A 21,577-nucleotide genomic window follows, 5' to 3' on the forward strand; every position below is an offset into this window, starting at 1 on the left:
GCCTTTTCAAGACTAGCCCTTTAGTGAGTAAGCACACAGTTCTATGAGTTGTAGAAAAACCGGCGTATGAGCTAGGGCTTTCAGGCTTCCTTGGTGAGTGGCGCGTACCGCAGCAGTAGCCGCTTCTCGCCGGCGTCGAACTTCACCTTGGCCACGGTCTTGTCTCCCGATCCCTCGACGGCGAGCACTGTGCCGTTGCCGAAGCTCGCATGGTTGACCCGGTCCCCCACCCCCACGGAGACCACTTCCTTCTGCGGCTGCACGCGGCCGATGGCCTTCGCCGGGGCCGACGACGCTCCACCTCCGCCTGCTCCCCAGTAGGAACCGCTGAAACGGGGGCCGCTGATGCTTCCACCCGTGGTCCAGGCCGGCTTCGCCGCACCTTCCCGCTTCCACACGATCAGCTCCTCGGGCACTTCGCCCACGAACTGGCTTGCCGGGTTGTACTGGCTCTGGCCCCACATGCTCCGGACCTCGGACCGCGTCAGGTACAGCCGTTCCCTCGCGCGCGTCAGGCCCACGTAGGCGAGCCGGCGCTCCTCGGCGAGCTCCTTAGGGTCCGTTGCCGACCGCTGGTGCGGAAAGATGCCCTGCTCCATGCCCGTCAGGAACACCACAGGAAATTCGAGTCCCTTGGCCGTGTGCAGCGTCATGAGGGTCACCACGCCCTGCCTGCGCGCCTCGGCCACCGCCCGCTCCACCTCGGCGGGAGAACCCTCCGGCGCGTCCGGAATCTGGTCGGCATCGGCCACCAATGATACCTGCTCAAGGAAATCACCGAGCGTGCCGTCGGGGTTGTCGCGTTCGTACTCCCGGACCACGGCCACCAGTTCAGCGAGGTTCTCCACCCTCGATTCGTCCTGCGGATCATTGCTGGTTCGCAGCTGTTCGAGGTACCCGGTCTGCTCCAGCACTGCCTCCAGTGCTGCGGACGCACCCGATCCGGCAGCCACTTCGGCAAGATCGTCGATGAGCTTGACGAAACCCGCCACCGCATTGACGGAGCGGGTTGCCATGCCCGGCGCTTCACCCGCACGCCGGAGGGCAGCCATGAAGCTGATCCGCTCGCGTTCCCCGAGAGCCGCCACCGCATATTCGGCGCGGTCACCGATTCCACGCTTGGGCTCGTTGAGGATCCGGCGCAGGTTCACGACGTCGTCGGAATTCACCAGCACGCGCAGGTACGCCAGCGCGTCCTTGATTTCCTTGCGCTCGTAGAATCGGGTACCGCCCACCACCTTGTAGGGCAGGCCCACGCGCATCAGGATCTCCTCGATGGAGCGGGACTGTGCGTTGGTCCGGTAGAACACCGCGACGTCCCCCGGCCGCAGGTTGTCCTCGTCCTGGAGCCGGTCGATCTCCTCGGCGATGAACCGGGCTTCCTCGTGTTCGTTCTCACCGACGTAGCCGATGATCTTCTCGCCGTTGCCCTCGGCGGTCCACAGCCGCTTTTCGGGCCGGTTAGGGTTGCGCGAGATGACAGCATTGGCGGCGCTCAGGATGGTCTGCGTGGAGCGGTAATTCTGCTCCAGCAGGATGGTCCTGGCACTCGGATAGACATTCTCGAACTCCACGATGTTGCGCACGTCAGCGCCACGGAAAGCGTAGATGGACTGGTCCGAGTCGCCCACTACCGTCAGTTCGGCGGGGTCGTCGGTCGACTCGCCGGGAACTCCGACGATCTCCCGCACCAGGGCGTACTGTGCGTGGTTGGTGTCCTGGTACTCGTCCACGAGCACGTGCCGGAAGCGCCGCCGGTAGTAGTCGGCAACCCCGGGGAAGGCACGGAACATGAAGACCGTCTGGGCGATCAGGTCGTCGAAGTCCATGGCGTTGGCCTGGCGCATGCGCTGCGCATAGCCCGTGTACACCTCGGAGACGGCCTGCTCGAACGGGTCGGAGAGGCTGACGGCGCCCGCGTAGGTCTCCTCGTCGATGAGCTCGTTCTTCAGCGCCGAGATCTTGTGCTGGATGGCCTTCGGTGCAAACTTCTTCGGATCGAGGTCCAGGCCTTTGGCGACGAGGGTGACCAGGCGCAGGGTGTCAGCCGAGTCGTAGATCGAGAAGTTCGAATTCAGCCCCACCGATGCTGCCTCGCGGCGCAGGATGCGCACGCAGGAGGAGTGGAACGTGGAGATCCACATCCGCTTGGCGACGTCGCCCACCAGGGCCTCGATCCGTTCGCGCATTTCTGCGGCGGCCTTGTTGGTGAAAGTGATGGCGAGGATCTGACCCGGATGTGCCCGCCCGGTGGCCAGAAGATAGGCGATCCGGTGACTGAGGACGCGCGTCTTGCCGGAACCGGCCCCGGCGACGATCAGCAGAGGGGAGCCGGAATGGCGGACCGCCTCCTCCTGTTGCGGGTTGAGCCCTTCGAGCAGCTCGGAGGCCCGCTGCTCATCCACCCCCCTCGATCCAGCGGCGGAACTCAGGGCCGGGTCGGAGGGGTCGGGCGGGGACGCCGGCTTGTTCCCCTCGGTCTTGCTTGTATTCCGGGCGGGGCGGGGGTCGAAGTACGGGTCGAAAAGCATATCCATTGTGCTTTCCAGTCTAGGCGGTGCCTGTGACACTCACCGCGCCCGATCCTGAAGCCCCCGGCGGTGCCGGGGGCTTCAGGATCGGGCGGAAGCGGGAGCGCCGGGCGCTCCCGAAGCAGGACTAACCTTTGTCGCTGCGGATCTCATCCTCTTCGATGCCGAGGATGGCGAGCTTCCCGCTCTTGCGGTCGGCGAGGTACTCCTTCATCTCCCGCTTGATGACGGGCAGGAGCAGGTAGACGCCCAGCAGGTTCACGAAGCCGCAGACGAACAGGGCGGCATCGGCGAAACTGATGACCTGGCTGAAGGTCAGCACGCAACCGGCAACGGTGAAGAACAGGAAGATGATCTTGAAGATGATCTCCGAGGTCTTGCCGCGGCCGAACAGGAATTCCCAGGCCTTGAGTCCGTAGTAGGACCAGGTGATGAGGGTCGAGTAGGCGAACAGTGCCACGGCAATGGCAAGCACCACGGGAAACCAGGGGAACACGGTGGCGAAGGCGTCGGAGGTGAGGATGACGCCGTCGGGCGTTCCCTCCCCTGCCTGCACCTGGTCGATCCCGGCCTGAAGGCTCGGTGCGCCCGCGATGATGATCGCCAGCGCCGTCATCGTGCAAATGAGCACCGTGTCGACGAGCGGTTCGAAGAGGGCGACGAAACCCTCGCTGACCGGGCGGCGGGTCTTCACTGCCGAGTGCGCGATCGCGGCGGAGCCGAGCCCTGCCTCGTTGGAGAAGGCTGCACGGGTGAACCCGACAATCATGACGCCGAGGATTCCGCCCGCGATCCCTTCAGGATTGAAAGCTCCTGCGAAGATCGACGCGATGGCGGCGGGAACCTGTCCGAAGTTCACGAGGATGACGAGCAGGCAGGAAGTGACGTAGACGATGCCCATGGCCGGCACGAGCTTGCTGGTGGTGGCTCCGATGGACTTGATACCGCCGAGGATCACCACGGCTACGAGGCCGGCGAGCACGAGGCCGAAAATGAGCGCGGCTCCGGCGCTTCCGAGGAAGCCGTCAGCGCCGCCGGTCACATTCTGCACCTGCGCGAAGGTCTGGTTGGCCTGGAACATGTTGCCGCCGGCCACGCCGAAGATGAGGATGGCGACGGCGAAGATTCCGGTCAGGATCTTTGCAGGGATGGCCCCGAACTTGCTGAAGGCGATGGGGAGGTACTTGAAGGGCCCGCCGCTGACGGACCCGTCCTCGTGGACCTCGCGGTACTTCACACCGAGCGTGCATTCGGCGAACTTCGTCGCCATACCCAGGAGCCCGGCGAGGATCATCCAGAAGGTTGCGCCCGGGCCACCGAGAGCCATGGCCGCACCGACGCCGGCGATATTTCCCAGCCCGACCGTGCCCGACAGCGCTGACGTCAGGGCCTGGAAGTGCGGCACTTCCCCCGGGTCGTCCTTCGAGGAGTAGCGGCCGCGTACCACTTCGTAGGCGACCTTCAGTCCACGGAACTGGACGAAACCGAAGTAGATCGTGAAGATCACGCCTGCTGCGATGAGCCAGGCCACCACGAACGGGAAGCTTACGTTGCCGATCGTGATGGGGAAGAACACGATCGTGGAAAAGACTTCGGTGATGGGTTCGAACACCGAGTTGATGCCGTTGTCGATCGCTGCGAGCCATCCGACGTCCTCGGTGACGCTCGCCATAGGTAGTGCCATGTTATTTGCCATCCCTCCAGGGAGCCGGTTTCCGTTTGTGTTGGCAATCACAGTGTGTGTCCGCCAAAGTTCCAACCATAATGCACCGCTGAGTGCACGGATTGCCGGGGGGCAGGAGTGGCAGGTGATACTTCTCGGTCCTGCCGCTCAATTTTCCGGTTTTTCCTCTCATCCGGACGAACGGGTAAGCTGGGCATGCTCGACGCGGCGAAGATATCTGCCGCGGCAGCAGGCCCCTGTAGCTCAGTAGGATAGAGCGTCCCTCTCCTAAAGGGAAGGTCGTCGGTTCGATTCCGGCCAGGGGCACGGACAGCCGGACGAAAGCACTTCGGCCCCTAGACCTGGCTGAGCGTCTCCGGCTCCTCGTCCACCGCAACGTTCTTCTGCACCGCGAACTGCGTCCGGTGCAGCTCTTCGTAGCGTCCGCCCCGCGCCAACAGCTCGTCATGGGTCCCGCGCTGCACGATGCAGCCGTCCTCGACCACGAGGATCAGGTCCGCGGTGCGGATGGTCGACAGTCGGTGGGCAATCACCATGGCGGTCCGGCCCTCGAGGGCCTCGCTCAGCGCGGCCTGGACCGCCGCCTCCGACGTCGAATCGAGTGCCGCCGTCGCCTCGTCGAGGATGACGACGCGCGGTTGCGCCAGCAGCAGCCGCGCGATGGTCATGCGCTGCCGCTCCCCGCCGGACAGCCGGTAGCCGCGCTCCCCCACCATCGTGTCGAGCTGATCGGGCAGGGACCTCACCAGCGGCTCGAGCCGTGCACGGCGCACGGCGTCCCACACCTCATCCTCGGTGGCCTCGGGTCGCGCAAGGCGCAGATTGGAGAGAATGGTCTCGTGGAACAGGTGGCCGTCCTGCGTCACCATCCCCAGGGCGTGGCGCATCGACTCGAACGTCACGTCCCGCACGTCGACGCCGGCCAGGCGCACCGCGCCGCTGTCGACGTCGTACAGCCGGGCCAGGAGCTGGGCGATCGTCGACTTGCCGGCACCGGAGGTGCCGACCAGGGCCACGGTCTGGCCCGGTTCGATGCGGAAGGAGATTCCGTGCAGCACTTCCTCGCCGCCACGGGTATCGAGTGTCGCTACTTCCTCGAGCGAGGCGAGCGACACCTTGTCCGCGGAAGGGTAGCCGAAACGGACGTCGTCGAATTCGACGGAGACCGGCCCCGGGGGCACGGAACCGGCGCCGGGCTTCTCCTGGATCAGCGGCACGAGGTCGAGGACCTCGAAAACCCTCTCGAAGCTGACGAGTGCGCTCATGATCTCGACGCGCGCATTGGCGAGGCTGGTCAGCGGGGCGTACAGGCGGGTCAGGAGGAGTGCCAGCGTGACCACCTCGCCGGTATCGAGCTGTCCGGCGAGCGCCAGGCCGCCACCGAGCCCGTACACCAGGGCGAGCGCCAGCGCCGAGACGAGCATCAGCGCGGTGAAGAAGATCCACTGGAGCATCGCCGTCCGGACACCGATGTCACGCACGCGGGCCGCACGTACCCGGAACTCGTCGGACTCCTCGTCCGGGCGTCCGAACAGCTTGACCAGGGTGGCTCCGGGAGCCGAGAAACGCTCCGTCATCTGGGTGCTCATGGTTGAGTTGTGGTCCGCGGCCTCGCGCCGGAGTGCCGCGAGCCGGCTGCCCATCCGGCGGGCGGGGATGAGGAAGATCGGCAGCATGATGATGGCGAGAACCGTCACCAGTACCGAGGTGCTGAGCATCACGATCAGGGTGAGGATCAGCGCCACGAGGTTGGTGACCACTCCCGAGAGGGTTCCGCTGAATGCCTGCTGGGCGCCGATCACGTCGTTGTTGAGGCGACTCACGAGTGCCCCGGTGCGGGTCCGGGTGAAGAACGCGATGGGCATTTTCTGGACATGGTCGAAGACGGCGGTGCGGAGGTCGAGGATCACCCCTTCGCCGATCCTCGAGGAATACCACCGGGTGATCATCGACACAGCGGCATCGAGAACGGCAACGAGGGCGATGACGGCTGCGAGGCGCACCACCGTGGCCGTCTCGCCGTTGGCGACGATGACATCCACCACCTGACCGGCCAGGACGGGCGTCGCCACGGCAAGGAAGGCCCCCGCCACGGAGAGCACCATGAAGATCGCCAATTGGGCACGGTAGGGCACGGCGAAAGCGACGATCCGTTTCAGCGTCTCCCGGGAGAACTTGTTCCTGCTGTCCTTGGCGGTGGAGATCCGGTACAGGGAGCTCCAGGCCGCGCCTTCCATGCTCATGAGAATTCCTCCAGTTCGAGCCTCCCCAAGCTTAGGCCGGGAAGTGCCGAACCCCGACAGCACATCCCGGAACAATTAGCAGGGGCGCCGGTGTTCACCTAGGGAGGCCTCGGAGCCCACCCCGGCGAATATCTAAGGAACCCGAACCATGAAGTCACGCCTGTCCGTTCTCGGCGCAACCGCAGCGATCACCCTGGCGCTCGCCGGGTGCTCATCGTCCACTCCGTCCCCGTCCGGTGAAGCCGATGGCGGCGGTGAATCAGCGGCGCCGTCGACCCTTCAGCAGATCCAGGAGGCCGGCGTCCTGACGGTGGGCACCGAGGGAACCTACAAGCCCTTCAGCTTCCACGAGGACGGGACCGGCGAGCTCACCGGGTACGACGTCGAGGTCATCACCGCAGTGGCGGAGAAGCTCGGGGTGGAGGCGGAGTTCCAGGAAACCCAGTGGGATGCCATCTTCGCCGGACTGGAAGCCGGCCGTTTCGACGCCGTCGCCAACCAGGTGTCCATCACGGACGAGCGGCAGGAGGCCTACGACTTCTCGGACCCGTACACCGTGAGCAACGGCGTCATCGTGACGAGCGCCGACAACGGCGCGATCGCCTCCTTCGAAGACCTCGAGGGCAAGACCACGGCGCAGTCCCTCACCAGCAACTGGTACGAGCTCGCCCAGGAGAGCGGGGCCAACGTGGAACCGGTCGAAGGGTGGGCGCAGTCCATCACGCTCCTCCAGCAGGGCCGCGTCGATGCCACCATCAACGACGAACTGACCTACCTCGACTACCAGAAAACCAGCAACGATCCCTCGATCAAGGTGGCCGCAGAGACCGAGGAGCAGTCCCTCAGCGCGGTAGCCTTTCGGAAGGGCAGCACCGAACTGGTCGATGCCGTCAATACCGCCCTCGGGGAACTCCGCACGGATGGGACCCTCGCCGAGATCTCCGAGGAGTATTTCGGGACCGACGTCAGCCAGTAACCCGGCCGGAACCGTCGGAACCGTTGAAAGGATGAACACGTGGACTGGGAGCTGTTCCGGAGTTCGTTCTGGCCCATCCTTCGCGGCGGCCTGACCGGAACCATCCCCCTCTCCCTCGCGTCCTTCGTCCTCGGGCTCGCCCTGGCGCTGGTGCTCGCGCTTCTGCGCATCAGCGGCAGGCGCGTCCTCTCGGGAATCGCGCGCGGCTATATCTCGGTGATCCGGGGGACGCCGCTCCTGGTGCAGCTGTTCGTCATCTTCTACGGCCTGCCCTCGATCGGACTGGTGATTGATCCGTGGCCGAGCGCGATCATCGCGTTCTCCCTCAACGTGGCAGGCTATGCGGCGGAGATCCTGCGCGCGGCCATCCTGTCGGTGCCCAAGGGGCAGTGGGAGGCCGGCCACACGATCGGCATGTCGCGCACCGTGACACTCCGCCGCGTGATCCTCCCCCAGGCCGCACGGGTCTCGGTTCCGCCGCTGTCCAACACGTTCATCAGCCTGGTCAAGGACACCTCGCTCGCGTCGCTGATCCTGGTCACCGAACTGTTCCGGGAGGCGCAGCAGATTGCCGCGTTCTCGCAGCAGTTCATGATGCTGTACCTGGAGGCCGCACTGGTGTACTGGGTGTTCTGCCTCGTCCTCTCCAGCGGGCAGTCAGTCCTCGAGAAGAGATTGGACCGCTATGTTGCCCGCTGAACCAGACCCGGCACCCCTCCTGACCGTCACGGGACTCGAGAAGTCGTTCGGTAGCAACCAGGTCCTGAAGTCCATCGACCTGTCGGTCCGATCGGGGCAGGTGGTGGCGCTCGTCGGCCCCTCGGGCTCGGGCAAGACCACGGTCCTGCGGTGCCTGAATGGACTCGAGGAGCCCGACGGCGGCACCGTCGCCTTCCGGGGCGGACCCACCGTCGACTTCGGTGCACGCGTGTCCAGGCGGGAAGCACTCTCGCTGCGGGACCGCAGCGCGATGGTCTTCCAGAACTACAACCTCTTCCCGCACCGGACAGTGCTGGAGAACGTGATCGAAGGCCCGGTACAGGTCAAGAAGCGGGCGAGGAAAGACGCGATAGCCGACGCCGAGCGGTTACTGGGACGCGTGGGCCTCGCGGAGAAGAAGGACCAGCATCCCTTCGAGCTGTCCGGCGGACAGCAGCAGCGCGTGGGCATCGTGCGGGCGCTGGCCCTGCAGCCGGACCTGCTGCTGTTCGACGAGCCGACGTCCGCCCTGGATCCCGAACTGGTGGGCGAGGTCCTCACGGTGATCAAGGAACTGGCCGAGGAGGACTGGACCATGGTGATCGTCACCCATGAGCTCGCCTTCGCCCGCGAGGTGGCCGACGAGGTGGTGTTCATGGACGGCGGCGTCGTGGTGGAACACGGCCACCCCGACCAGGTACTCCGTAACCCGGTCCACGAGCGGACCCGACGGTTCGTGGACCGGCTCCTCAACCCCTTCTAACCGCAGCCGAGCCCACCTGTCAGGCGCTGATGCGCTCGGGATGCGAGTAGCAGTTGAGGGTACTGCCGCGGCTGAAGCCCACGAGGGTGAGTCCGGCGTCGTCGGCGAGGTCGGCGGCGAGCGACGACGGCGCGCTGACCGCGGCGAGGACCGGTATGCCTGCGAGCTGGGCCTTCTGCACCAGCTCGAAGGACGCCCGCCCGGAGACCTGCAGGATGGTGCCCGCGAGGGGCAGCATCCCTTCCCGCAGGGCCCAGCCCACGACCTTGTCCACCGCGTTGTGGCGTCCCACGTCCTCGCGCAGGCACAACAGCTCGCCGTCGCGGGTGAACAGCCCGGCGGCGTGGACGCCGCCCGTTCGGTCGAACAGCTTCTGGCTTTCCCGCAGGCGATCGGGCAGCCCGGCGAGGACCGACAGCTCCACGCGTGCGGTATCGCCGGTGAGCTCGAACCGTGAGGATTTACGGACAGCGTCGATGGACGCCGTCCCGCAGATCCCGCAGGAACTCGAGGTGTAGACATGGCGTTCCATCGCGGTATCCGGCAGCTGGACGCCGGGACGGAGCTGCGCCTCGACCACGTTGAAGGTCTGCTGCCCGTTGTCGTCCACTCCCGCGCAGTACCGCAGGCTCGGCAGCTGGCCCGGCTCCCACACCACGCCCTCGGACACGAGGAAGCCCGCCACGAGGTCGAAGTCGTCGCCGGGCGTCCGCATGGTGACCGTGAACGCGCGGCCGTCGAGACGGATCTCCAGTGGCTCCTCGCCTGCGAGCACATCCTCACGGTGGCCCATAGTCCCGCCCACCCGGAACTTCGTTATGCGGCGGCGCTGCGTCACCCTGTTCATCAACCACTCCTCACCATCGGCCTAAGATGAGGTTAGTTGACTGACCGTACAGTCTGCTCCCAACACGAGGATGTGACGGCCTTGGCATCGAAGGCACCGAAGAACGACATCGACGAATCCCGGATCACCACGGGGAAGCCGAAGACGAAGGCCGTCGGCCTTCCGGCGGTTCTCAACTCCCTGAAGATCTCGATCGACCAGATGGGCCCGCTCCGCAGCGCCCAGACCCTCCTCGCGGTCAACCAGGTCAAGGGCTTCGACTGCATGGGCTGCGCCTGGCCCGAGGGTGACAAGCGGCATACCGCCGAATTCTGCGAGAACGGAGCCAAGGCCGTGGCAGAGGAAGCCACGCGCCGCACCGTTCCCCCGGAGTTCTTCGCCGAGCATTCCATCTCCGATCTGATGTCCCACGACGAGTATTGGCTGGGCCAGCAGGGTCGCCTCACACACCCGATGCTGCTCGACGCCGGCGCCACCCACTACCGGCCGGTCGGCTGGGACGAGGCGTACTCGGTGATCGTCGAAGAGCTCGCGGCACTGGACAGCCCCGACGAAGCCGTCTTCTACACCTCCGGCAGGACCTCCAATGAGGCGGCCTTCCTGTACCAGCTGATGGTTCGCGGCATCGGTACGAACAATTTGCCCGACTGCTCCAACATGTGCCACGAGTCCTCCGGCTCGGCGCTCGTCGAGACGCTCGGCATCGGCAAGGGTACGGTGTCACTGCACGACGTCGATACCGCGCCCCTGATCATCGTCGCCGGCCAGAACCCGGGCACGAACCACCCGCGCATGCTGACCTCGCTCGAGAAGGCGAAGAAGAACGGCGGGGCGATCGTCGCCATCAACCCGTTGCCCGAGGCCGGACTGCTGCGCTTCGAAAATCCCCAGAACCCGATGGGCCTGCTGGGGACCCGGTTCGGTGGCGGCACATCCCTGGCCGATGACTTCCTGCAGATCCGCCTCGGCGGCGACCAGGCGCTGTTCCGCGGACTCGGCAAGCACCTGCTCGAGCAGGAGGAGGCCACCGGTACCGTCTTCGACCACGCCTTCATCGCGAAACACACGCTGGGCCTCGAGGACTATCTCGAGAGCCTCCGGAGCACGTCCTGGGACGAGATCATCGAGGCGAGCGGCATCAGCAAGGCCGAGATCACCAAGGTGGGCGACCGGATGATCGCCTCCCCCGGCACCATCGTGTGCTGGGCGATGGGCCTCACCCAGCACAAGCACTCCGTCGCCACGCTGCGCGACGTCGTCAACGTGCTCCTGCTGCAGGGCAACGTCGGCAAGCCGGGCGCCGGCGTATGCCCCGTCCGCGGGCACTCCAACGTGCAGGGCGACCGCACCATGGGCATCTTCGAGCGCATGCCGGCGGCCTTCCATGACGCGCTGGACCAGCGCTTCCGCTTCTCCTCACCGCGCCGCCACGGCTTCGACACCGTGGGAGCGATCCGCTCCATGCGCGACGGCGGCGCGAAGGTCTTCATGGCGATGGGCGGAAACTTCGTCCGCGCCACCCCCGACTCGAACGTCACCGACCAGGCACTGCGCAACACGCGGCTCACCGTGCAGGTCTCCACCAAACTCAACCGCTCGCACCTCATTACGGGCCGTCGCGCGGTCATCCTTCCCGCGCTCGGCCGCACCGACCGCGATACCCAGGCCGGTGGAGACCAGCGGGTCACCGTCGAGGACTCGATGAGCGCCGTCCATGCCTCCACCGGACGGCTGAAGCCGGCAAGCACCGAGATGCGCTCGGAGATCGAGATCGTCTGCCAGCTCGCCGACCGGCTCTTCGCCCGGACGGACAGCCCCTACACCGAGAACGCTCCGCAGCTGGACTGGATTGCGGCGCAGGCCGACTACCGCGTGATCCGGGAGCACATCTCCGCCGTCGTTCCGGGATTCGACGATTTCGAAGCGAAGATCGACAGGCCCGGCGGCTTCGTCCTGCCCAACGGCCCGCGGGACAGCCGGACGTTCACCACCACCACCGGCAAGGCGAACTTCACCGCCAACGAGCTGCAGTACCCGAAGGTCCCCGAGGGACGGCTGCTCCTGCAGACCCTGCGCTCGCACGACCAGTACAACACCACGATCTACGGCAAGGATGACCGCTACCGCGGCATCCACGGCGGGCGACGGGTGGTCCTCGTCCATGCGGATGACCTCGCGGACGCGGGTCTGGCCGACGGAGATTCGGTGCACCTGGTCTCCGAGTGGGCTGACGGCGTCGAACGGCGGGCGGAGAATTTCCGCGCGGTGGCGTATCCCACGCCCCGCGGCTGCGCGGCTGCGTACTATCCGGAGACGAACGTGCTGGTTCCCCTGGATTCCACGGCGGATATCAGCGGTACTCCGACGTCGAAGTCGGTGATCCTCCGGCTGGAGAAAGCAGGAGAGAAGGCGGCTGACGAAGCAGCGGAGGAAGCGCTCGTGCCAGCCGGCTGATGGAAGCCGGCGCCGCGGCTGACGCGCTGGACATCGGCGAACGCTGTGGAGAACGACGAACGCCCTGGTTCTATATCCGGGGCGTTCGTCGTTTTCTGGAACGCCCCGGCTCGCGGCCTTTCCGGGCCCCCGATCAGCGCCCTAACGTACCCAGGGGAGCCTGACCGCCGGCACCGGCTGGTCGACGGTGCAGCCCTCGGCCGGCACCACCAGGACACCGTCCGCCGATGCGAGACCGCGCAGCATCCCTGAGCGCTGGTGACCGCTGGGCATCGCGCGGCCCTCCGACCAGTGGAACGGGACAAGGCGGCTGCGCCCCTCCAACGGCTCGAACTGCTCTCCGCACAGCACCTGCTGCGGTACCTCCAGGGGAGCCCCCCGCAGCCCGGCCAGTAAGGGACCCACCACGGTCAGCATCGCCATCATCGCCGCCAGGGGGTTCCCCGGCAGTCCCACGAGGAACCGCCCGTCCGGCAGCTTGGCCAGCAGGGTGGGATGGCCCGGCCGCATGGCGATGCCGTCGATGACCATCTCGGCGTCGAGCACTGTGAGGGCCCGGCGGATATGGTCCGCCGAGGAACTTCCCGTGCCGCCGGTGGTGATGAGCACGTCTCCCGAGGCCCTCGCCAGCGAGAACCCGTCGGTGGCTTCCGCGCTGATGGCGGCAACGACGTCGTCGAGGTCGTCCTTGGCCCGTCCCGCGACGTCGACGTGTCCGCCCAGCATCGCCACGAAGGCCGGCAGCTGCGGCCCGAAGGTGTCGCGCACCTGGCCCGCATGCGGCAGGCCCGCCTCGATCACCTCGTCCCCCGTCATCAGGAGTGACACCCGGGGCGCGCGCAGCACCGCGAGGGTGTCGTGGCCGCACACCGCCGCGAGGGCGATCTGCGCCGGGTTGAGGACCACTCCGGCCGGGATGGCCTCGATGTCCTTTTCCGCCTCCTCCCCGGCGGGCCGGATGTGCTCGCCGGGGACCGGCTCGTCCGGTCGTGCTGCTTCGTTCCTGTCGAGCAGGTCACCGCGGATCTGGCCGTGCTCGGTCCGCAGGACGCCGTCGGTGTTGCCCGGGACCACGCCCCCGGTGAGGATGAAGGTTGCCTGACCCGGCTCGAGTGCCACCGTGCCGGAATCGCTGTGCGGAGCCGGCCGGCGCCACGGGTGATCCTCGTGCACCTCGGGGCTGACGAGGGTCCACGGCGGCGGGCCGCTGACGGCCCAACCGTCCATGGCCGAGGAAGCGTAATGCGGAATCGGCTGGAGGGGCGAGACCGGCTCGGCGAGCGTCTGCCCGAGCGCGTCGGCGAGGGTCACCGTCTGATAGGGCAGCGGGCGGGCGGCGTCGTACGCCGCCTCCCGTGCCGTTCCCCAGTCGAGGTTCCGGTTCCCACCAGCTTCGCTCACGCCGTCGCCTCCTGGCCGGCGGGCGGGCACTGCGCATTCGCCAGGCCGATGGCCGAGCGCATGGCGGTCTCTTCCCCGGCCTGCCCGCTTCCCACAGCGAGGCCTGCCGCGTATCCGGCGATGAAGGTGGTCAGGGGCGCCGCCGGGCGCACCACGCCGTGGGCGGCTTTTCCGGCAAGGGCCAGGACGGCGTCGATGTCCACCGTCGAATCCTCGAGCTCATAGGCCTTCAGCAGCCTGGCGCACCACTCGGTCAACAATTTTTCGCGCTCGTCCATCTGTGCCCTCCGGGGTCTCCTCGACGACGTCGACGCCCAGGGCGCGTGCATCGTCCCACGTGTCGACGTCGAGCGTTGTGCCCGGCGGAACCGGGACTTCTCTGGTGCTCACACTAGCAAGGAGCTTCTTCATCGACAGATTCGCGGCCCCTCCTGCAGCGGCTGTGCCCGCGACCGCAGCCTCAAGAGCATCCCGCCGGTACAGCGCCGCAAGGGGCTGGGTCCTGCCCGCATCGTCGGCGACGACCGACATCGACGGATCCCGGGCGACGGCGGCAAGCAGGAGCTCCAGGAGCTGTCCGGCGCGCGGCATGTCGCAGGCCAGCACGGCCAGCCAGGCCGGTGAACTGTCGGCGGGGCCGAGTGCGCCGGGAGTGGTCAGGGCTGCGGCAAGCGCAGCGGCGGGACCTGCAAAGGGCGGATCCTCGCGCACCACGCGCAGCTCGGGGCCCCCCGTGCTGGGCAGTTCCGTCATTGTCCGTGGAACCGCCGAGGTCGGCCCGACGATGACGATCCGGTTCGCGTCGGCCACAGCGCGGCAGGTGATCTCGAGGAGCGACCGGCCCTGGACCGTGAGGTCAGCCTTCGGGACTCCGCCGAGCCGTGAGGAGCGCCCCCCGGCCAGGACGACGGCGTCGAACCGGACCTGCGGAAAGCTCACGCGGCCCACTCGGTGAGGAACTCACTCCACTGCGGCGCAGGCTTCTCAAGCTCCCGCAGCTGCCACAGGGGCCCGCGGGGCGGCAGCGGCACGGTCCGCAGGCTCCAACCGAGGCTCGCGAGGGTCTTGTCACCCTTCGCATTGTTGCAGCGGAGGCAGCAGGCCACGAGGTTCTCCCAGGTATCCGAGCCCCCTCGTGAGCGCGGATACACGTGGTCGATGGTGGTGGCCGTCTTGCCGCAGTAGGCGCACAGGTGATTGTCCCGCCGGAGAACGCCCCTTCGGGTGGCAGTGACGTCGTGCCGGTAAGGGATCTTGACGTACCGGTGGAGAAGGATCACGGAGGGGCGCCCCAGCACTTCATTGGGACCGACCACCGGGTCGTCATCTTCGGCGACCACGCTCGCCTTGCCCGTCAGCACAAGCACCAGCGCCCGGCGGAAGGTGACGACCGCCAGCGGTTCATATCCTGCATTCAGAACGAGAGTGCGCATGCACGGGCCTCTTTGCGACTACGTCCCGAGAACCGGTTGCCGTCCCGCGCTCAGGAGAAGTTCTCCGAATTGACAATGCTAGGGTAAGCCGCCGCGCGCTGTCAGGCGAATCCGCGGTCAGCCGCCGGCTTCAGCCGCCCGCCGGACGTCCGCTCCCGCCGTCGTCCCAACCCTGCTGCGGTGTTGCACAGGTTTCACGGAACACGTACTGCGAGGGCAGCTTGCGCTCAGAGCTCGACCAGTCGATGGCCGGACGGCGCTGCTCCTCGGGAAGGTAACCGAGCCGGTAGAGGGCCATCAGTTCGAGCTCGTCGGGAACTGCCAGGAGTCCGGCGATCTGTTCCCACCTACCCGGCACCTCCATCGGGAAGGAGATGAACTGGATGCCCATGCCGAGCTCCACGGTGGTCAGCCAGACGTTCTCCATCGCCGCCCCCATGCTGAACACCGAATAGAAGGCGGACAGCTCGCCGGGCCGGTATTCGGAGCGGTCCAACAGGACTCCGAGCAGAAGCGGAGAGCCGGCGACGAGTCGACGGTTCTCCTCGCCCAGCTTCTGCGGCACGCGGAGCGCGTTCATCATCCTCTGCCCGCGCCGCGTGAACACCTGTCTGGTGAAAGGCCTGAGCTGGGGCGGCAACCGGTCGAAGAGCATACCGTCCCGCCGCGTGGCCATTTCCTCGGCGCTGAAGCGGAAGTAGGGCTTGTACCGCTCGAAGAACGTCCCATTGGACATGGCGGCCGTCATGCTGCCGCCGCTGATGGACGCCACGTCCTCGATGGTGGCGCGGTCCTCGATCATCACGAACCGCCACGGTTGGCTGTTGAGCTGCGACGGGGCGCGGCCCGCCACCTCCATCAGGAGCCGTTGGTGGGCCTCGCTGACCGGCGTGGGCAGGAACGGCCCGTTCGTTGTCTTCCGCCGTCGGACAACGTCAAGGAACTCCATGTTCACCCCCCAAGTCCTACGGCCACGTCTGACCTCCGGACCCGCACCAGCGCAGCCGCATAGAACGGCGCAGCCGCCAGCGCCACCGCCGGATGACGGCGGCCCGAGGTGCCGGCGAAAGGGATGACTGCCAGCGGAAGGACGGCCGGGGCCAACACAGCACAGACACGCCTGCCGTGCGGGTCAGCCGCTGCGGCAAGCATCGCCGCAGCAGTGGTCAGACACGTTCCTACGTAGAGCAGGTGATGCACCCACCGGACCCGCGAGGTGTCGATCAAACCGAACAGGACCGCGGTGCCGAGCGCTGCGTTTCCGGCATAGGATCCCGCCGCCGCGCTGACCGCCGCCCGGGTTGCGGCGCGGGTTGTTCCGCACGTGGCTGTGCCCTGCGCAGATGCGTGCCTCCGTTGCCGTCCCACGGTTCGATCGTATGCGCCGTCCTAGGCCGGCGCGCCCACCGAGACGAAGACATGGGCAGCGACCTCGGGCGGCAGTTCGAGGGCACCCTCGACCCCGGGCACCCGCACCGACACGTACCCGCCCACCGACTCAAGACTCAGGGACGCACCGGGGCGCAGCCCGCCCTCGTCCAGCTGGGTGAGCAGTTCGGGGTCCACCTGGATGGGCTCCGCCAGGCGCAGAAGGGTGACCCGGGAGCCGGTGCTGTAGGTCTCCATGGCCGCCAGCAGGGTCACGACACCGTCGGTGAGGAAATCCGTCGACACTCCGCCCAACGCCTCGAGGCCCGGGATGGGGTTGCCGTACGGAGATTGCGTGGGCTGGCCGAGCAGCTCGTACAGGCGGCGCTCCACGCGTTCGCTCATGACGTGCTCCCAGCGGCAGGCCTCGTCGTGGACGTACGCCCAGTCAAGCCCGATGACGTCACTCAGCAGCCGTTCCGCAAGGCGGTGCTTCCTCATGACCTCGGTTGCCCGGCGCCGTCCGAGTTCGGTGAGCTCGAGGTGCCGGTCCCCTGAGACGACCACGAGTCCGTCGCGTTCCATCCGCCCGATCGTCTGCGAGACAGTGGGCCCGGAGTGGCGGAGCCGCTCCGCGATCCGCGCCCGCAATGCGACGATGCTTTCTTCCTCGAGCTCGAGGATGGTCCGCAGGTACATCTCGGTCGTATCGATGAGATCCGTCATGCGGTTCAACTCCTTGATGCAGTGCGGGGTGCGGGACGGAAGGCCAGCGCCCCCTCCCAAGGTTAACCTATGCATCAGCACCCCCACTCCGCTCCCTTTCCTCCCAGGACGAGCAATTCCACCCGCGGGAAGTGATCCGTACCCGGTGCATACCGGCAAGCAGGGACTGCGGGTCACAAATGGGTCAGCGCTACATCGTTGGGGCAGAATGAAGCCATGACCGACAACGCCGCCATCCGCATCCCAGCCGACCTGCTGCCCCTGGACGGCCGCTTCGGAGCCGGTCCCTCGAAAGTCCGCGCCGGCCAGCTTGCCGCCCTCGCCGACGCGGGACAGTCGATTCTCGGCACCTCCCACCGCCAGGCGCCGGTCCGGAACCTGGTGGGCGAGGTCCGCGAGGGCCTGTCGACGTTCTTCCGGGCACCGGATGGCTACGAGGTGGTTCTCGGCGTCGGTGGCTCCACGGCGTTCTGGGATGTGGCGGCCTTCGGGCTGGTGAGGTCCCGAGCCCAGCACCTCTCCTTCGGGGAATTCGGCTCGAAGTTCGCCTCGGCCACCAACAGGGCGCCGTTCCTCGAAGCCTCGAGCATTCTCACCTCCGAGCCGGGTACGCGCCCCACAGCCCGGCCCGAGCAGGGCGTGGACGTGTACGCCTGGCCCCAGAACGAAACCTCCACCGGCGTCGCCGCTCCGGTTCGGCGGGTCGACGGGGCGGACGACGGCGCCCTGACCCTGATCGACGCCACCTCCGCCGCGGGCGGCCTCGACGTCGACGTCAGTCAGGCGGACGTGTACTACTTCGCGCCGCAGAAGAACTTCGCGTCCGACGGCGGCCTGTGGCTCGGCCTCTTCTCCCCCGCCGCACTCGAGCGGGCGGCGTCACTCAACAGCTCGGACCGCTGGATCCCGGATTTCCTGAACCTGCAGACGGCCATCGACAACTCGCGTCTCAACCAGACGTACAACACGCCGTCGCTCTCCACGCTCATCACCCTCGATGCGCAGGTGAAGTGGCTCAATGAAAGCGGCGGGCTCACCTTCGCCGCGGCGCGGACCGCCGATTCGGCCGGTCGCATCTACTCCTGGGCCGAGGCGTCGCCGCTCACAACACCCTTCGTGCAGGACCCCGACGATCGGTCGAATGTCATCGCAACCATCGACTTCGCGGACTCCGTCGACGCCGCCCGGGTTGCCGGGGTGCTTCGCGCCAACGGTGTCGTCGACGTCGAGCCCTACCGGAAGCTCGGAAGGAACCAGCTGCGCATCGCCACCTTCGTGGCCATTGACCCGAGCGACGTCTCCGCCCTGCTCGAGTGCATCGACTATGTGGTTGGAAAGCTCTAGAGCACGGCCCTGACGGTCCGCCCGAGACCGGTGATGTGCCCCAGGGCCAACCTTGCCGGGGGCCCATCGGGAGCCTCACTGCTGTGGCAGGGAGAGGCTGTCCGGCGGACCTGCATTCGCGGGCCCTTCCGCCCGGCACGGCCATCTCCACAACATTGGGTCCGGTGCCGTTGCTCCTGCGGCAGACCTGGCTCACGACCTATCTCCTGCTGCCCAGGGCGTCCTTCGCGGACTACACAACGCGTTGGCTGTGGGATGCCATGACCGAGTTCGCTTCGGCCGAGGTGCGCTAAGGGCTACCCAGCCTGGTTCCGTCCGCCTGGACGCGGTCAGTTCCTGTCGCTCGCAGCGCCGCCGATGCGCAGGCGGCGGGGAACAGAGCGGTCGTAGCGCAGCCGCACGTCGTGGTACCGCCAGGCCCAGAAGATGCCGGCGGCGGCCGCAATCAACCCCGCCGCGGCAGCCACGCCCAGGCTCCATCGCGGGCCGAAGGCATCCGAGACCCAACCCACCACGGGCGCGCCCAACGGTGTTCCGCCGAGGAAGATCGCGAAATACAGCGCCATGACCCGCCCGCGCATGACCGGCTCGGTGGTGGTCTGGACGTAGGCGTTGGCGCTCGTCATCAGGGTCAGGGCGAACAGTCCCACCGGTATCAGGGCGAGGCCGAAGATCCACAGCGTCGGAGCGACGGCGGCCCCTGCACAGGCGAGGCCGAACGCCGCCGACGCCCCGAAGATGAAGCGGAGCCGTGGTTTCGCGCGGCGCGCGGAGAGCAGCGCTCCTGCCACCGAGCCCACCGCCATCACCGAGGAGAGGAGCCCGAACACTCCGGCGCCCTGGCCGAACTCGGTGCGCGCCATTGCGGCGATGTACACGGCGAAATTCAGCCCGAAAGTGCCCACGATGAAGATGGCCAGCATCACCACCATCAGGTCCGGCCGATTCAGGACATACCGGAACCCCGCCCGGATGCGGCCCCTGCCGGGCGGTGCCTTGGGCTGGGCGCGAAGTTCGGAGGACCGGATGGCCAGGAGCACGTAGACCATCGCCCCGAAGGTGACCGCATTGATCAGGAACACCCAACCGGGCCCGACGCCGGCCGTCAGCAGACCGGCCGCGGCGGGTCCCACCAGCCGGGCACCGTTGAAGGACGCGCTGTTGAGGGCCACTGCATTGGGAAGGTAGTCGTCGCGGACGAGTTCGGACACGAATGCCTGCCGTGCGGGGGCGTCGAACGCGGAAACGACGCCGAGCGCGAGCGCAAAGGCGTAGACGTGCCACAGCTCGGCGGCATCGGCAAGCACCATCAGCCCGAGTCCCACCCCCAGGGCAGCCATCAGGAGCTGGGTGAGGATGAGCAGTTTCCTGCGGTCCACGATATCGGCGACCAGGCCCGCCCAGGGAGCGATGAGGAGCTGCGGACCAAGCTGGAGCGCCAGCACGATACCGAGGGCCGAGGCGTCCTGCTCGGTCAGGATGTCGTAAACCAGCCAGTCCTGCGCGGTCCGCTGCATCCAGGTCCCGATGTTCGACACCATCGCACCGATGAACCACAGGCGGTAATTGCGGATACCGAAGGACCGGAAGGTGCTCATCCGGCTGCCGCTTCCTCCCCTGCCCGGTCCGGCCCCAACTAGCTGTCCGCTCCGGTTCCTCGTGCCTCCGGCGAACCTTCATCTGCAGCGTCCGTCCGCTCGGCGCCCTCTGCCCCGTCCTCCGCCGGCTCCTCCTGCGTGCCCTCCACCAGCGCACCGTCCTCCACCACCATCGGCTTCTCGACGGCGGCAGGAGTCGTTTCAGCGTCGTCCTGGGAATCCTCGGGCCTCACCCGCTGCGACCACGGCAACCACTCAGGAGCGACCAGCGCCCGCTCGGAGGGGAGGAGGCCCACTTCGCAGACGGAGGGTTCCTTGCCGCGCGGAACCCTCGCGAGCGTCGCGAACCACTCCCACTCACCGTAACCCGGCACGAACGCTTCGAACCGGTGGGTGAGCAACCGCTCACCGTCGGGATAGGAGGTGACGTGCCGGCCCACCTGCTCGGCGGGCGCGACCTGGAGCACTCCTGCGCGAGCGAACTCGACCGCAGCTTCGAGCAGTGCATCCGGCTTCGCAGGCCGCTTCGGAGCGCGTCGCTTCACCACCGGGGCAGGAACGGCTTCGGCCGTGGGGGAAGCGTCGTCGTATTCGGAGGAGGGCTGGCCGCTCGGAATCATGGGAGCCTCAGGCGTCCAGGTCGTCGGCGACAGCGCGCAGGACGGCGGCCACCTTGGTGGCGTGGGACTTCTCGGGGTAACGACCCTTCCGAAGACCGTTGGAGACGTCGTCGAGGAGCTTGATCAGGTCCTCGGTGATGACAGCCATGTCGTCCGCGTTCTTGCGCGTGGCCTTGGCGATCGAGGGCTGGACCTCGAGGATCCGTGCTGACAGCGCCTGCGGGCCCCTGCGGCCGTCGGCGACGCCGAACTCCAGCTTGGTTCCCGGCTTCACCTCGGTCACTCCGGCGGGAAGCGCCGATGCGTGAAGGAAGACTTCCTTGCCCTCGTCGGTTGCCAGGAAGCCGAATCCCTTTTCGGTGTCGAACCATTTCACCTTGCCAATGGGCACGTCAGTTACCTTTTCCTAGCTCGCGGCGGCGCTGAACACGCGCTGTCCTTTGGGGTTCCGGCCGATGCCACCGCCGGCGGCAGTGGTGCCGCCGGCCTGCCGCGGCCCCTGCCGGAGAAGTCTTCGTAGCACCTAGATTATCCTCTTTTCAGTGCCGGGCTGCGCCGCCGTTCTTGTAGGCTGGAGGGGCTATGCTCCCCAACGACTCCCGCGGACCTGCCGCGCCCCGACCGAACGGCTCCCCGGCGGACGCCGTGCCCGCCCCGGCCACCGGTGGCCCGCCCGTACGGCTCGTGCTCCTGGTCCTTGCGGTCGTCTTCGCGGGGGCGGGGCTTGTTGCGCTGATCGTCATCCTCGCCGCTGCGTGGCTCCAGGCCCCCCTCTGGCCCGGTTGGGTGCTCCTTGCATATGCCTGCCTCCCGGTGGGGTTCCTGCTCATGGCCGTCGTGGTATTCGCCGGAGTCCTGGCCAGACGGCGCAGTTGATCCTTCAGGCCACC

At 67.3% G+C, this 21,577-nt stretch carries 21 protein-coding genes and 1 tRNA gene; 8 read left to right on the forward strand and 14 right to left on the reverse strand.

The window, feature by feature from the left end; all coding sequences use genetic code 11:
- Positions 1-80: 80 nt before the first annotated feature.
- Together pcrA and IWX65_RS05945 are read right to left on the reverse strand one after the other, a co-directional pair.
- Entirely contained in the window at positions 81-2,537 is a 2,457-nt protein-coding gene (pcrA, locus tag IWX65_RS05940) for a DNA helicase PcrA (protein WP_196881518.1), read from the reverse strand.
- Positions 2,538-2,658: 121 nt separating this feature from the next.
- On the reverse strand, positions 2,659-4,215 hold the full coding sequence (locus IWX65_RS05945) for an alanine/glycine:cation symporter family protein (RefSeq protein ID WP_334683688.1): 1,557 nt from the start codon (positions 4,213-4,215) through the stop codon (positions 2,659-2,661).
- A gap of 232 nt (positions 4,216-4,447) precedes the next feature.
- Here IWX65_RS05945 and IWX65_RS05950 point away from each other — a divergent pair.
- Positions 4,448-4,521, forward strand: a tRNA-Arg gene (locus IWX65_RS05950).
- A 29-nt stretch (positions 4,522-4,550) separates the two neighbouring features.
- Here the strand turns inward: IWX65_RS05950 and IWX65_RS05955 are convergent.
- Positions 4,551-6,458, reverse strand: a complete 1,908-nt coding sequence (locus IWX65_RS05955) for an ABC transporter ATP-binding protein (RefSeq protein ID WP_196881519.1) — start codon at positions 6,456-6,458, stop codon at positions 4,551-4,553.
- A gap of 148 nt (positions 6,459-6,606) precedes the next feature.
- Between IWX65_RS05955 and IWX65_RS05960 the strand changes: the two genes are divergently transcribed.
- Genes IWX65_RS05960 through IWX65_RS05970 form a run of 3 tightly spaced genes read left to right on the forward strand, consistent with a single transcriptional unit; the run spans position 6,607 to position 8,896 of the window.
- On the forward strand, positions 6,607-7,434 hold the full coding sequence (locus IWX65_RS05960; protein ID WP_196881520.1) for an amino acid ABC transporter substrate-binding protein: 828 nt from the start codon (positions 6,607-6,609) through the stop codon (positions 7,432-7,434).
- 39 nt (positions 7,435-7,473) lie between these two features.
- Entirely contained in the window at positions 7,474-8,133 is a 660-nt protein-coding gene (locus tag IWX65_RS05965) for an amino acid ABC transporter permease (protein ID WP_196881521.1), read from the forward strand.
- Complete coding sequence (locus tag IWX65_RS05970) at positions 8,120-8,896, forward strand: amino acid ABC transporter ATP-binding protein (protein ID WP_196881522.1); 777 nt, start codon at positions 8,120-8,122, stop codon at positions 8,894-8,896. Before IWX65_RS05965 ends, IWX65_RS05970 begins: the two co-directional genes overlap by 14 nt.
- 19 nt (positions 8,897-8,915) lie before the next feature.
- Here the strand turns inward: IWX65_RS05970 and fdhD are convergent, their stop codons facing one another.
- On the reverse strand, positions 8,916-9,743 hold the full coding sequence (fdhD, locus tag IWX65_RS05975; protein ID WP_196881523.1) for a formate dehydrogenase accessory sulfurtransferase FdhD: 828 nt from the start codon (positions 9,741-9,743) through the stop codon (positions 8,916-8,918).
- A gap of 81 nt (positions 9,744-9,824) precedes the next feature.
- On the opposite strand from fdhD, the gene IWX65_RS05980 reads away from it, so the two are divergent.
- Positions 9,825-12,197 carry an FdhF/YdeP family oxidoreductase gene (locus tag IWX65_RS05980; protein WP_196881576.1) on the forward strand — a complete coding sequence of 791 codons (2,373 nt, stop codon included), beginning with the start codon at positions 9,825-9,827 and terminating at the stop codon, positions 12,195-12,197.
- Positions 12,198-12,338: 141 nt separating this feature from the next.
- Here IWX65_RS05980 and IWX65_RS05985 read toward each other — a convergent pair whose 3' ends face one another.
- The 7 genes from IWX65_RS05985 to IWX65_RS06010 form a co-directional block, all read right to left on the reverse strand.
- Entirely contained in the window at positions 12,339-13,598 is a 1,260-nt protein-coding gene (locus IWX65_RS05985; RefSeq protein ID WP_196881524.1) for a molybdopterin molybdotransferase MoeA, read from the reverse strand.
- On the reverse strand, positions 13,595-13,855 hold the full coding sequence (locus tag IWX65_RS17720) for a DUF6457 domain-containing protein (protein WP_334683689.1): 261 nt from the start codon (positions 13,853-13,855) through the stop codon (positions 13,595-13,597). Before IWX65_RS17720 ends, IWX65_RS05985 begins: the two co-directional genes overlap by 4 nt.
- Positions 13,818-14,537, reverse strand: a complete 720-nt coding sequence (mobA, locus tag IWX65_RS05990) for a molybdenum cofactor guanylyltransferase (RefSeq protein WP_334683690.1) — start codon at positions 14,535-14,537, stop codon at positions 13,818-13,820. Before mobA ends, IWX65_RS17720 begins: the two co-directional genes overlap by 38 nt.
- Entirely contained in the window at positions 14,534-15,031 is a 498-nt protein-coding gene (locus IWX65_RS05995; protein ID WP_196881525.1) for an HNH endonuclease, read from the reverse strand. Before IWX65_RS05995 ends, mobA begins: the two co-directional genes overlap by 4 nt.
- Before the next feature lie 130 nt (positions 15,032-15,161).
- On the reverse strand, positions 15,162-15,980 hold the full coding sequence (locus IWX65_RS06000) for a nitroreductase family protein (RefSeq protein WP_196881526.1): 819 nt from the start codon (positions 15,978-15,980) through the stop codon (positions 15,162-15,164).
- A gap of 2 nt (positions 15,981-15,982) precedes the next feature.
- Positions 15,983-16,399 carry a hypothetical protein gene (locus tag IWX65_RS06005; RefSeq protein ID WP_196881527.1) on the reverse strand — a complete coding sequence of 139 codons (417 nt, stop codon included), beginning with the start codon at positions 16,397-16,399 and terminating at the stop codon, positions 15,983-15,985.
- Positions 16,400-16,420: 21 nt separating this feature from the next.
- Entirely contained in the window at positions 16,421-17,125 is a 705-nt protein-coding gene (locus IWX65_RS06010) for a metal-dependent transcriptional regulator (RefSeq protein ID WP_196823037.1), read from the reverse strand.
- A 216-nt stretch (positions 17,126-17,341) separates the two neighbouring features.
- Between IWX65_RS06010 and serC the strand changes: the two genes are divergently transcribed.
- The gene (gene serC, locus IWX65_RS06015) at positions 17,342-18,469 is read left to right on the forward strand and encodes a phosphoserine transaminase (RefSeq protein WP_196881528.1); all 1,128 of its coding nucleotides are present in this window, start codon (positions 17,342-17,344) and stop codon (positions 18,467-18,469) included.
- 164 nt (positions 18,470-18,633) lie between these two features.
- Positions 18,634-18,762: a hypothetical protein gene (locus IWX65_RS17725; protein ID WP_334683691.1), complete on the forward strand. Its 129-nt coding sequence runs from the start codon at positions 18,634-18,636 to the stop codon at positions 18,760-18,762.
- Positions 18,763-18,798: 36 nt separating this feature from the next.
- Here the strand turns inward: IWX65_RS17725 and IWX65_RS06025 are convergent, their stop codons facing one another.
- From IWX65_RS06025 to IWX65_RS06035, 3 genes are read right to left on the reverse strand one after another with little or no spacing between them, the layout of a single operon-like run.
- Complete coding sequence (locus tag IWX65_RS06025) at positions 18,799-20,067, reverse strand: MFS transporter (protein WP_196881530.1); 1,269 nt, start codon at positions 20,065-20,067, stop codon at positions 18,799-18,801.
- Positions 20,068-20,105: 38 nt separating this feature from the next.
- Positions 20,106-20,687 carry a DUF3027 domain-containing protein gene (locus tag IWX65_RS06030; RefSeq protein ID WP_196881531.1) on the reverse strand — a complete coding sequence of 194 codons (582 nt, stop codon included), beginning with the start codon at positions 20,685-20,687 and terminating at the stop codon, positions 20,106-20,108.
- Positions 20,688-20,694: 7 nt separating this feature from the next.
- The gene (locus IWX65_RS06035) at positions 20,695-21,078 is read right to left on the reverse strand and encodes a cold-shock protein (RefSeq protein ID WP_196823041.1); all 384 of its coding nucleotides are present in this window, start codon (positions 21,076-21,078) and stop codon (positions 20,695-20,697) included.
- A gap of 191 nt (positions 21,079-21,269) precedes the next feature.
- Here IWX65_RS06035 and IWX65_RS06040 point away from each other — a divergent pair, with 191 nt between their 5' ends.
- On the forward strand, positions 21,270-21,563 hold the full coding sequence (locus IWX65_RS06040) for a hypothetical protein (protein WP_196881532.1): 294 nt from the start codon (positions 21,270-21,272) through the stop codon (positions 21,561-21,563).
- Positions 21,564-21,577: the final 14 nt, after the last annotated feature.

It is taken from the genome of Arthrobacter sp. CAN_A214 (assembly GCF_015751955.1).
Taxonomy (GTDB): domain Bacteria; phylum Actinomycetota; class Actinomycetes; order Actinomycetales; family Micrococcaceae; genus Arthrobacter_D.